Annotated in this window: 7 protein-coding genes; 3 read left to right on the forward strand and 4 right to left on the reverse strand. The window is 33.4% G+C overall.

The window, feature by feature from the left end:
* Positions 1 to 60: 60 nt before the first annotated feature.
* Together CLV86_RS12780 and gltB are read right to left on the reverse strand one after the other, a co-directional pair.
* Positions 61 to 1,527, reverse strand: a complete 1,467-nt coding sequence (locus tag CLV86_RS12780; RefSeq protein WP_121052865.1) for a glutamate synthase subunit beta — start codon at positions 1,525 to 1,527, stop codon at positions 61 to 63.
* A 3-nt stretch (positions 1,528 to 1,530) separates the two neighbouring features.
* A complete protein-coding gene (gene gltB, locus CLV86_RS12785) occupies positions 1,531 to 6,027 on the reverse strand; it encodes a glutamate synthase large subunit (RefSeq protein ID WP_121052867.1) in 4,497 nt (1,498 codons plus the stop codon).
* A 442-nt stretch (positions 6,028 to 6,469) separates the two neighbouring features.
* Here gltB and CLV86_RS12790 point away from each other — a divergent pair, with 442 nt between their 5' ends.
* From CLV86_RS12790 to CLV86_RS12800, 3 genes are read left to right on the forward strand one after another with little or no spacing between them, the layout of a single operon-like run.
* Positions 6,470 to 7,456, forward strand: a complete 987-nt coding sequence (locus CLV86_RS12790) for an outer membrane beta-barrel protein (protein WP_121052869.1) — start codon at positions 6,470 to 6,472, stop codon at positions 7,454 to 7,456.
* 12 nt (positions 7,457 to 7,468) lie between these two features.
* Complete coding sequence (locus CLV86_RS12795; protein ID WP_076734194.1) at positions 7,469 to 7,807, forward strand: P-II family nitrogen regulator; 339 nt, start codon at positions 7,469 to 7,471, stop codon at positions 7,805 to 7,807.
* A gap of 5 nt (positions 7,808 to 7,812) precedes the next feature.
* Entirely contained in the window at positions 7,813 to 9,045 is a 1,233-nt protein-coding gene (locus tag CLV86_RS12800) for an ammonium transporter (protein ID WP_121052871.1), read from the forward strand.
* A 165-nt stretch (positions 9,046 to 9,210) separates the two neighbouring features.
* On the opposite strand, the gene CLV86_RS12805 is transcribed toward CLV86_RS12800, so the two are convergent.
* Both CLV86_RS12805 and leuB read right to left on the reverse strand, forming a co-directional pair.
* The gene (locus CLV86_RS12805) at positions 9,211 to 11,790 is read right to left on the reverse strand and encodes a phosphoenolpyruvate carboxylase (protein ID WP_121052873.1); all 2,580 of its coding nucleotides are present in this window, start codon (positions 11,788 to 11,790) and stop codon (positions 9,211 to 9,213) included.
* Entirely contained in the window at positions 11,790 to 12,908 is a 1,119-nt protein-coding gene (gene leuB / locus CLV86_RS12810; protein WP_076734191.1) for a 3-isopropylmalate dehydrogenase, read from the reverse strand. The genes CLV86_RS12805 and leuB overlap by 1 nt, the downstream gene beginning before the upstream one ends.
* Positions 12,909 to 13,085: the final 177 nt, after the last annotated feature.

Below are 13,085 nucleotides of genomic sequence, written 5' to 3' on the forward strand. Positions count from 1 at the left end.
AAAGCACCTTCCTCAAGCTGCTTTTTTACTTTATAAGATTCCTGCCTGTACAGGAATTATTTATACTCTAGGTAAATCGCTATCATCTTTTAGTGGTAAGCTAGATTCTCCCATTAAATAGGTGTCAACGTGATGCGCTGCTTGTCTTCCTTCCGAAATTGCCCAAACAATTAAAGATTGTCCGCGACGCATATCTCCAGCTGCAAAAACACCAGGAATGTTCGTTTTGTAATCTTTGGTAGATGCTTCAATATTGGTTCTAAAATCCATGTTTAATCCAAATTGTTCTGCTAGCGTTTTTTCAGCTCCTGTAAAACCAAGTGCTAATAATGCTAAGTTACACTCCCAAGTTTTTTCTGTATTTGGTAATTCATTTAATTGAGGTCTTTCACCTGGTTTAAAAATCCATTCAACTTCAACCGTTTTTAGGCCAATTAAATTTCCGTCCTTGTCTCCTAAAAACTCTTTTGTAGAAATACTAAAAAAACGTTCTACACCTTCTTGGTGTGATGAGGTTGTTTTTAGCTTCATTGGCCAATATGGCCAAGGTTGGTGTGCTGGACGACCTTCAGTAGGTTTACTTAAAATTTCGAAATTGGTAACCGAAGTAGCTCCATGACGATTAGAGGTTCCAATACAATCACTTCCTGTATCTCCACCACCAATTACAATGACGTCTTTTCCTTTTGCAGAAATAATGTCTTTAAATTCTACTAAGCCATCTACAAATTGATTGTTTAGTTTTAAGAAATCCATTGCTTGAGTAACGCCTTTTAGGTCTGCTCCAGGAATTGGAATGTTTCGTCTAACTGTTGCGCCACCACATAAAACTACAGCGTCAAAATCGTCTTTAAGTTGATTTGCATCTACATTTACACCAACATGTGCATTGGTTTTAAAAGTAATACCTTCTTCTTCTAAAACGGCAACACGTCTATCTATTACGTTTTTCTCCATCTTAAAATCTGGAATACCGTAGCGTAATAAACCACCAACTTTTGCATCGCGTTCAAAAACAGTAACGCTATGTCCTGCTCGATTTAATTGTTGTGCAGCTGCTAGACCAGCAGGTCCAGAACCTATAACAGCAACCGTTTTATCGGTTCTTAATTTTGGTGGTTGAGCTGTAATCCATCCTTCGTTAAAGGCAGTTTCAACTATATTTTTTTCAATATTCTCAATAGTTACAGGATCTTCGTTTATACCTAAAACACATGCTTCTTCGCAAGGTGCAGGACATAAACGACCAGTGAACTCTGGAAAGTTATTTGTTTTGTGTAAAATTTCGGCAGCTTCTTTCCATTTTCCTTTGTAGACTTTGTCATTAAAATCTGGAATTAAATTACCTAATGGACAACCACTATGGCAAAACGGAATTCCGCAATCCATACAACGTGCACCTTGGTCTTTTAACTTATCCTCTTTAAGTGGAACCGTAAATTCTTTATAGTTTTCAATTCGTTTTTTTGGCTCAATATAACTTTCGTTTTGGCGCTTAAACTCTAAAAATCCTGTTGTCTTTCCCATAATCTACGCTAATTCTAATTGTTCTTGTTCTAATATTAATAAGGCCTGTCTGTATTCTTCTGGTAATACTTTTTTGAATTTTGGAAGGTAGTTTTTCCAATCATCTAAAATGCGTCTTGCTAAAGGACTTCCAGTTGCAAGGAAATGATTTTCAATAAGCTGCTCTAGTTGTAATTGATCTTCAACGTTTTCAACTGGATCAATATTTAAATCGTCTGAATTACAGTGTTGCTTAAAGGTTTCTTTTTCATCAAAAACATAAGCAACTCCACCACTCATTCCTGCTCCGAAGTTTCTGCCTACAGCGCCAAGAATTACAGCAACACCACCTGTCATGTATTCACAACCATGATCTCCAATACCTTCTACAACTGCTTTTGCACCAGAGTTTCTAACGCAAAAACGTTCTCCAGCTTTTCCGTTTATATATACTTCACCAGATGTTGCTCCATAAAGCGTTACGTTTCCAGTAATGATATTATCTTCTGGAGTTATCGTACATTTTTCAGGCACTTTAATAATTAATTTCCCTCCAGATAAACCTTTTCCTAAGTAATCATTTGTATTTCCATGTACTGTGAATTTTAATCCTTTGGTAGCAAATGCTCCAAAACTTTGTCCTGCAGAACCATGGAAATCAATATCAATAGTGTCTTCTGGTAAACCATCTGCACCATAGATTTTTGAGATTTCATTACTAACAATGGCTCCAACTGCACGGTCTATATTGGTGATAGGTAATTCGAAGTGTATTTTTTGTCTTCTGAACAAAGCTTGGTGTGCTTGTTTAACAATTTTGAAGTCTAAATGCACATTTAAATTGTGGTCTTGACAGTAGGTATTAAATAATTGTACATCTTCATCAACTTTTACTTTGTGAAGAATTGGTGTTAAGTCAATTCCTGAAGATTTATAATGATCTATAGCTTTATTTCTATTTAGTTTTTGAGATTGGCCAACCATTTCATTGATGGTTCTAAATCCTAATTTAGCCATAATTTCACGTAATTCTTGCGCTACAAAATACATGTAGTTTACTACGTGTTCTGGTTTTCCTTTAAACTTTTTACGTAGTTCTGGATTTTGAGTTGCAATTCCAACAGGACAGGTGTTTAAGTGACAAACACGCATCATGATACAGCCAGAAGCGACTAAAGGTGCAGTAGCAAAACCAAATTCTTCTGCTCCTAATAAACAAGCAATAGCGACATCACGACCTGTTTTTAGTTGTCCATCACATTCTAAAACTACACGATTTCTAAGGTCGTTCATTACTAAAGTTTGTTGTGCTTCTGCAATACCAAGTTCCCAAGGTAATCCTGCATGACGTAAGGATGTTAAAGGAGAAGCTCCAGTACCACCATCAAAACCAGACACTAAAATTACATCTGCTTTAGCTTTAGCAACACCAGCAGCTACGGTTCCTACACCAACCTCAGATACTAGTTTTACGTTAATTCTAGCTTCACGATTGGCACATTTTACATCATAAATGAGTTGCGATAAATCTTCAATAGAATAAATATCGTGATGTGGTGGAGGTGAAATTAAACCTACATAAGGCGTAGAGTTTCTGGTTTTTGCAATTTCACGATTTACTTTTAGTCCAGGTAATTGTCCGCCTTCACCAGGTTTTGCACCTTGTGCTATTTTAATTTGAATTTCGTTGGCGCTAGTTAAATAATTTGAAGTTACACCAAAACGACCAGAAGCTACTTGTTTTATAGCAGAGTTTCTCCAATCTCCTTGAGAGCTTTTGTAAAAACGTTCTTGATCTTCTCCACCTTCACCAGAATTAGATTTTCCTCCAATTCTATTCATGGCTACTGCTAAATTTTCATGCGCTTCTTTACTAATAGAACCATAAGACATGGCTCCTGTTTTAAAACGCTTTACAATTTCTGTCCAAGGTTCTACTTCCTCTAACGGAATAGGGTCAAATTGATCAAACTCAAACAAACCTCTAATGGTCATTAAACTTTTAGATTGGTTATTTACCAATTCTGAATACTCTTTAAAAGTAGAGGCTTTATTGGTTCTAACAGATTCCTGAAGTTTAGCAACTGTTAATGGGTTAAACATGTGTTTTTCTTGTCCGCGTCGCCATCTATAATCACCTCCAACTTCAATAGTTGGCTCTATATTTTTATGGAATGCTTTTTTGTGACGTTTTACAATTTCTTGTTCAATTTCTCTTAAGCCAATACCTTGAATACGAGTGGTTGTGTTTGGGAAATATTTTTCGACTGTAGACGATTTAATTCCGATACATTCAAAAAGTTGAGATCCTCTGTAGGAGTTTAAGGTTGAAATTCCGATTTTGTTCATAACCTTCAAAATGCCTTTTCCAACTGCTTTGTTGTAATTTTTAATTGCAGTTAAATATTCTAAATCTGTGACGTCTTGGTTTTCGATTTGTTTCTGAACAATTTCATTAACTATATAAGGATTTACAGCACTTGCTCCATATCCAAATAGTAAGGCAAAATGATGAACTTCACGAGGTTCTGCAGATTCAATAATTAAGCTGATTTTTGAACGTTTTTTTAATTTATGAAGCGCATGATTCACATAAGAACAAGCTAAAAGCGCTGGAATTGGTGCATGATTTTCGTCTACAAATCTATCTGAAAGAATAATGATATTTGCTCCATTATCAATTGCTTTTGACGCTTTGTTTACTAAGTTTTCAAGAGCGACTTCTAATTCGTTTAGTCCACGATTTACTTCGTATAACATGGAAATAGATTCGACTTTGAAATCTGGATTGGTATCGTAATCTCTAATTTTATCTAAATCATGTTTTGAGATTACTGGATTCTGAATTTTTAGCTTTTTACAATGGTCTGCATTAATATCGAAAATATTAACATCGCTTCCTAAGGTTAAACTGATGTCTGTAATTAACTCTTCACGAATTCCATCTAAAGGTGGATTGGTAACTTGGGCAAAAATTTGCTTAAAATAGTTGTAGATTAACTGTGGTTTTTCTGATAAGATTGCAATAGGCGTATCGCTTCCCATAGAACCAATTGGCTCTTTAGCTAATTGCGCCATAGGACGAATAATAGTGTTGAAATCTTCTTGTGTATATCCAAAAATAACCTCACGTTTTTTAAGGTCTATTTCGTCGTACTGAATAGGTCCTTGTTTGGCTTCAATGTCTCTTAAATGAATCAGGTTTTCGTTTAACCATTTTCTGTAAGGGTGTTTAGAGGCTATTTCTTCTTTTATTTCTTCGTCATTAACAATTCTGCCTTCATTCATGTTTACCAGAAACATTTTTCCTGGTTCTAAACGACCATGATATTCTACATTTTCAGGTTTAATGTCTACTACTCCAGTTTCCGAAGACATAATAACATTACCTAATTTAGTTACTGTGTAACGTGAAGGACGCAATCCGTTTCGGTCTAAAACTGCACCAATAAAATTACCATCTGTAAAAGGTATGGAAGCTGGTCCATCCCAAGGTTCCATTAGGCAGGAATTGTATTCGTAAAATGCTTTTTTAGCGTCAGACATGTTTGGGTTTTTCTCCCAAGCTTCAGGAACTAACATCATCATAGCTTCAGGAAGTGAACGACCAGTCATTAATAACAACTCGACAACCATATCTAAGGTTGCAGAATCTGACTTTCCTTTTAAAACGGTTGGAATAATCTTTTTAATATCGTCACCAAACAATGGGCTTTCCATGATTTCCTCGCGAGAAAACATTCTAGACACATTACCTCTTACTGTATTTATTTCACCATTATGACAAATGTATCTAAACGGTTGTGCTAAGTCCCAAGTAGGGAATGTGTTGGTAGAAAAGCGCTGATGTACTAATGCTAAACGCGTATCTAATGCCGAATTAAACAAGTCTAAATAGTACTCATTAATATGTTCTGGCATTAATAAGCCTTTAAAAATGATGATTTTTGTAGATAAACTAGGAAGATAAAAATACTTAGATTCTGATAGTTTAGAGTCGTATATAGTATGTTCTGCAATTTTACGCGCAGCATATAATTTTATATTAAATTCTCTTTCGGTTTGTTCTTTATTAGCTTTACCTATAAATATTTGCTTAACAAAAGGTTCGGTTTCTCTAGCTACTTTACCTAAAACTTCACTATTAACAGGTACGTCTCTCCAGCCTATTAATTTAAGACCTTGATTTTGTATTTCTTTCTCAAAAACATCAATACAAAATTGACGTTGATTTTCCTTTCTTGGAAGAAAAACATTACTCACTGCATAGTCTCCAGATTCAGGGAGTTCAAATTCACAGAAAATTTTGAAAAATTTATGTGGGATGTCTATAAGAATTCCTGCTCCATCACCAGTAACACCATCAGAACTTACTGCACCGCGATGTTCTAATTTTACTAATATTTCAAGCGCTTTATGGATGATATCGTTAGATCGTTTTCCGGTTAAGCTACATATAAATCCTGCACCACAATTATCGTGTTCAAATTCTGGTAAATAGAGTCCTTGTTTTTTAAGCATAATAAGTAGAATTTAAAGGCATTTTACACCTTGTTATTTACCTAAGATATGCGCTATATTTTTATAAAAAAAAAGTTGGAAACACTTTTTCGATATTAATAGTTATAATGCTTGAAATTGAAAAATAAGTAATTATTATAAAAAAAAATGAAAAAAATACAATAAGAATAATTTATTAATAAAATGTTAAAATATACGAAAACGTTTTAGAAAAACATGTTTTAATAAAAATAATGTATTTAAATAGTTAAAAAATTGACAATTGCTCATTTTGTAATTTGTGAAATTATTAAAAAATGAGTATATTTTTTTTTAACCCTAAAAATTATAGGGTATAAATATTGAATATGATAAAAGTTTAATTTTTGTCCCTATTTTTTATAGGGTTAAAATTAAAATTATATAGATTTGGTTTATAGTTAATATTAAAACAACTAAAATTATGAGATCTATTTTACTATTAATTATGTTATTTGCATCAACATTTATTTTTGCTCAAACTGATGAGGAGATTACTGAAAAAAAAATTTCTTTTGAGGGCAGTGTAGATGCGTATTACAGAACAAATTTAACAGCGTCAGATACTATAGCGCAATCTCCAGCGTCTTTTGCGGATCAAACAGGATTTGCTTTAGGAATGGCAAATGTAATTGCTTCTTATGAGTCTGGTAAGGTTGGAGCTGTGGCGGATTTAGTTTTTGGGCCAAGAGGAGATCAAGCTGTTGGTTCAGATGTTCTTTATGTGAATCAGTTATATGCTTATTGGAATGTGTCAGAGAAAACAACATTAACTCTTGGTCGCTTTAATACATTTCTAGGGTATGAAGTTATATCGCCTACTGGTAATTTTAATTATAGTACTTCTTATCTATTTGCAAGTGGTCCATTTTCTCACGTTGGATTAAAAGCTGATTTTTCTTTGTCTGAGGATTTTTCGTTAATGGTAGCTGCAATGAATGCAACAGATACTAACAATAATGTAACGGGAGATTATGCTTTAGGAGTTCAATTAGGTTATTCGGGACAATACTTGAATTTCTATTATGATTCAGGAGTGGTTTTGGGTTTTGAAGTTGATTATACAGGTGGTTTTGATGCCACTGAAGATATCTATATCGGAATTAATGCTGCTTATCAAGATAATGATGGCTCAGGATTTTATGGCGCAGCGCTTTATCCACAGTATAGTTTAAGTGATGTTTTTACTCTTGGATTAAGAGGAGAGTATTTTGCTATGCACGGTAATGGAGACGATTTGCCTAGTGTTTTCGATGTAACATTAACAGGAAGTTATACAGTGGATGATTTAACAATAAAACCAGAAATACGTTTTGATTCTTGGTCTGATTCAGAACCATTTTTAGATAATGATGGTTTACCAACAGAAAGTTTGGCGTCATTTATCGTAGCAGCAATATATAAATTTTAACTAAAACTAATTATGAAAAAAGTTGAAGCAATAATCAGAAAATCGAAATTTTCTTCAGTAAAAAAAGCTTTACACGAAGTCGGTGTAAATTTTTTCTCCTATTGGGATGTTACAGGGTTAGGTAACGAAAAAGAAGGGCATGTTTATAGAGGTGTGTCTTATAGTACAAGCGATATACAAAGACGATATCTGTCTATAGTTGTAAACGATGATTTTGAAGAGGTTACTATTAAAGCCATTTTAGAAGCAGGATCTACAGGTGAAGTTGGAGATGGTAAAATTTTCGTCTCAAAAATAGATGAGGTATATAGAATTAGAACAGGAGAAAAAGGAGGAAACACTTTAAAATAAAAAACATGGAATTACTTACTACAAATAATGTATGGATGATGATCTGTACAGCACTCGTTTTCTTTATGCACTTAGGTTTTGCATTTTTAGAAATAGGATTAACGAGACAAAAAAATACAATTAATATACTTTTTAAAAATATTTTTATAATTACAGTTGGGCTATTATTATACTGTCTAGTTGGTTTTAATTTAATGTATCCTGGAGATTTTAATGGTTTTATTGGCTTCGCAGGATTTGGTTTAGATGCGCCACTAAATGCAGAAGGAGCTCTAGATTTAGCATATAACGAAGGTTACACTTATTGGACAGACTTCTTATTTCAAGGTATGTTTGCAGCTACGGCAGCAACAATTGTTTCAGGTGCAGTTGCAGAGCGTATGAAAATTGGGCCGTTTATTGTATTTACACTTATTTATGTTGGGTTAGTTTATCCAATAGCTGGATCTTGGAAATGGGGAGGTGGCTTTTTAGATGCCTTAGAAACACCTTTCTATGATTTTGCAGGATCTACTTTAGTGCATTCTGTTGGTGGTTGGGCAGCATTAGTTGCTGTATTCTTGTTAGGTTCTCGTATTGGGAAATTTAGCGATGGAAAGCCACAAGCTATCCCAGGACATAATATGCCGTTAGCTACTGCTGGAGTTTTAATACTTTGGTTAGGATGGTTTGGTTTTAATGGTGGTTCTGTTTTATCTGCAGATCCTTCATTGACATCGTTAACATTAGTAACTACTTGTTTGGCAGCTGCAGCTGGAGGTGTAGTTTCTGCATTGGTATCTACTTTAATGTATAAAAATTTAGATTTAACAATGTTTTTAAATGGAATATTGGGAGGTTTAGTTGGTATAACTGCTGGTGCAGATCAAATGAGTCCTACAGATGCTATATTAATTGGCGCAATAGCAGGAGCAATTATTGTTTTTGCTGTATCATTAATAGATAAATTAAAGTTAGACGATCCGGTTGGTGCTATTGCTGTGCATTTAGCTTGTGGTATTTGGGGAACACTAGCGGTTGGTATTTTTGGAGAATTAGCTAGTGGAGCGCAATTTATAAGTCAGCTTATTGGAGTTTTATCTTATGCTGCAATTTGTATTGTGTCTTCTTTTATAATAATATTTGTTTTAAAGAAAACAGTTGGAATACGCGTTTCGGAGAAAGAAGAATTAGAAGGTCTTGATGCTCACGAACATGGTATGGATGCCTATCCAGATTTTAGATTGAATGAGCATTAATGTTTAGTTAGTTTATATTGTAAAGCCTCGAAATTTAAATTTCGAGGCTTTTTTTATACCTAATTTTATAGCTTTTTTTAATTAAAAAATATTTATAAAAGAAAAAATCTCGAAACAAACTTTGCTTCGAGATTTTGTAATATTAAATTATAATAAAGTGTTGTATTAAGCAGAATTACGACTTGCGTTTATATTTCCAAATAAAGATCTGGTAACTAATTTTTCGTAAATTCTTATTTGCGCTTCGTCTTTAATATTAGCTTTTTCAAGCTCTTGAATTTTTTTAAGCGCATATTGTTGTATTGTTAATAGAGGAAGAACAATAGATTCTCTTACAGCAATAGAAGCTTTTCCGGCAGGTTCTTCTTGCATTAATTCTTTGTAGCCAGTAAGTTTTAATAACAGTCGTTTTGAAGTTTCATATTCATTATAAATTATATTCCAAAACTCTCCATATTCAGGATCTTCACTCATGTATTTTGTTAAATCGAAGAACGATTTAGATAGTGACATCATGCTGTTTTCTATTAATGTTTTAAAGAAATCTGATGTTTTAAATAAGCGTTGTACTTTTTCAAATTCATTATTGTCTTCATAATGTTTTAAAGCAGTACCAACACCAAAAAATCCAGGTACATTTTGTTTTAACTGGCTCCATGATCCTACAAATGGGATGGCTCTTAAATCTTCAAAAACTAAACCTTCTGCTTTTCCTCGTTTTGATGGACGGCTACCAATGTTTGTTTTTGCATAATACTTTAAAGTACTCATATGTTCTAAATACGAGATGAATTTTGGGTGTGCTTTAAAATCAGAATATGCTTTATAACTGCGTTCAGATAAATCGGTCATAACCTCACGATTTTCTGGAACCATACTTAAATCTTTATCGCTTAAACTGTTGTAAATTCCAGAGCTAATTAGTTGTTCTAAGTTGTATTGTGATGATTCTAAAGTTCCAAAATTAGACGATATGGTTTGACCTTGTATGGTTAATTGTACTTCTTTGTCTTCAATAGTTGGACCTAGAGATGCGTAGAAATTGTGTGTTTTTCCACCACCTCGAGCTGGAGGTCCACCACGCCCATCAAAGAAAATAACAGTAATACCATACTGTCTAGATATTTTGGTTAAATTTTCTTTAGCTTTATATATAGCCCAGTTAGCCATTAAATAACCACCGTCTTTTGTGCCGTCACTAAAGCCAAGCATTATAGTTTGTTTGTTTCCTCTAGCTTTTAAATGAGCAGCATATTCTGGGTTAGTGTATAGCTCCTCCATAACTTTTGGAGCATTTTCTAAATCGGTAATAGTTTCAAATAAAGGTCCAACATCTACAGTTAATTTGTCTTGAAAGGCTACTAATTTAAGCATGGCAAATAATTGCATAACATGCAATGTTGTTTGGTTGTTACTAATTATGTATCTGTTAGCAGCAACTTCTCCATTTGTTTTTTGTATGCTTTTAAGCACTTTCATTGTTTTGAGTGCTTTTAAAGTTTCTTCATTTTTAATTAGAGATAAATCTACTTCGCCTTTAACATTGGAGAGTAGTTTTACTTGTTCAGATTCAGATAAATCAAAGTAATTTTTTGGAAAAATATTACTTTCATTTTCAATTAACGTATTCACCATATCGTTAAAATATTGCTCATGTTTTCTGCTGTCTTGACGTATGTCTAAATTTGCAAAATGAAATCCAAATAGGTGAATTTTATTTAATAGGCTGTTTATTTCGGTAACATAAAGCGATTGGTGCTTTTCTATTATAACATTTTTAATTTCTTTTAACTCCTTAGTAAAAGAAGATAAAGTTAATGTAGATTCTTGGTACGAGATTATTTTGTATAATTCGCGTTCTATTATAGTAATCCTGTCTTCTACGCCTTTAAAAGTTAATTTTCTTTTTAAGCGTCTTATGTCTCGATAATAATTTTTAATAACGGTTTCTCGCAATCTATTGGCTACTTTTAAGGTTATCTCTGGCGTAACAAATGGATTTCCGTCTCTATCTCCTCCAGGCCAAAAACCAATATTTATTATGTCGTTTTCTATGTGCTCTCCATCAAAAATATTTTGCTGTATATAGTCGTATATAGTTCCAAAAGATTTGTAAAATACGTTTTCAAGATACCATATTAAACTAACAGCCTCGTCGTAAGGCGAAGGTTTTTCGTGTTTAAAAAAAGGTGTTTTACCTAATTGAGCTAAAAGGTCGTTTATTTTAAGTAAATCGTTTTCTCTAATGGCTTCTGTTAAATCTGTAATGATACCTAAAACAGAGCCAGGATAAAATTGTGTTGGGTGCGCGGTTAACACAATTCTTACTTTAAATTCTTCAAGATACTTTTTTAGTGTTTCTAATTTGTTTTCTGCAGTAACACTTTCTTTTAAACTACGCAAAGTACCAAAGCCATCCATGTTGTTAACTACAGGAAATGCGGCATCCTCTATAGCATCAAATAAAACAACTTGACGTTCTATATATTGAATAAATTGAAATAGTAAATTTGTTTGGCTTTCTTTAGAGCGACTTGCTTGGTATTTTTTAAAAAACGTTTCAACAATAGTTGTTGGGTTGTCTTTTTTGCTAAAACCTTTTTGGCAAGTTTCATGAAAGAGCGGAAGTAACGCTCCAGTTTTTGTTATAGTATCAAAAGGAAGTGTCATAAATATACTATTGTATATTTGGTACTTCGATAATACTGTTTGATTAAATCGCGTAAGTTTTGGTTGTGTCGGCATTAAATTATGGTGGATTGTCCTAAGTGAATATTTGTGAAATTTAAATTTGAATCTTTTGGATTGCTAATAAAATCGGCAATAAAGTCTCCTACCTTACTAGTTGAAATATTATCATATTTAGTATTTAAATCTGGAGTAGTAACATTTAATTTTAAAGATTTATCTACGGCTTCCTTTACTAAATCTGCTTCTTCATGTAAGTGAAAATGCTCTAATAACATTGCGGCACTTAATATAGAGGCTACTGGATTAGCAATGCCTTTTCCAGTGGCTTGCGGATAAGAACCATGAATAGGCTCAAACATAGCGTGTTTTTCGCCAATGGAAGCAGAGGCTAATAAACCTATAGAGCCGCCAATAACACTAGCTTCGTCACTAATAACGTCGCCAAATAAATTTTCTGTTAAAATAACATCAAATTGTTTTGGATTTAAAATCATTTGCATGGCTGCATTATCAACAAATAAGAAGTCTAGTAAAACATCTGGATATTGCGATGCTAACTCGGTAACTACTTTTCTCCATAATCTAGAGGTTTCTAAAACATTAGCTTTATCTACTAAAGTTACTTTTTTATTTCTGTCTTGTGCAGCTTTAAAGGCTAAATGTGCAATGCGCTCAATTTCTTCACGAGAATATTCACATAAATCTGAAGCTGCATTTCCATCTTCACTTAAGTGTTTTTTACCAAAATATATTCCTCCGGTTAATTCTCTATAAATACTTATATCTGTGCCTTCAATAATATTCTTTTTTAAAGGAGATTTGTTTAATAATGTATCATAAGCTTTAACTGGTCTTACATTAGCAAATAAGCCTAATTCTTTTCTAAGTTTTAATAGACCTTGTTCTGGTCTTATTTTAGCACTAGGATCGTTATCGTATTTTGGATGGCCAATTGCTCCAAATAATATAGCGTCGCTAGACTTGCATAAGTCTAAAGTGTTGTCGGGAAGCGGATTGTTGTATTTGTCTATGGCAACTGCTCCAACAGCAGCTTCTTTAAATAAAAATGTATGATCAAATTCTAAAGCAATCGCTTTTAAAACTTTAATGGCTTGTTCTGTAACTTCTGGTCCAATGCCATCGCCTGGTAAAACTGCAATGTTTAACTTCATATTTATTTTTGCTTCTAAAGCAGTCTCGAAAAGCATTCGAGATTATTTGCTTTCTGTTATTTTTTATTTTTTTGCGTTACCTAAAGGTCGCGCTTTCGGCAGTCGCTCTCTGCGAGGAGCTCCAATAAAGCCTCAACTGCGAAGCAATCACGAGTTCTAATTTATCAAATAAAAATG

The sequence above is a fragment of the Lacinutrix venerupis genome (genome assembly GCF_003663945.1).
Lineage (GTDB): Bacteria > Bacteroidota > Bacteroidia > Flavobacteriales > Flavobacteriaceae > Lacinutrix > Lacinutrix venerupis.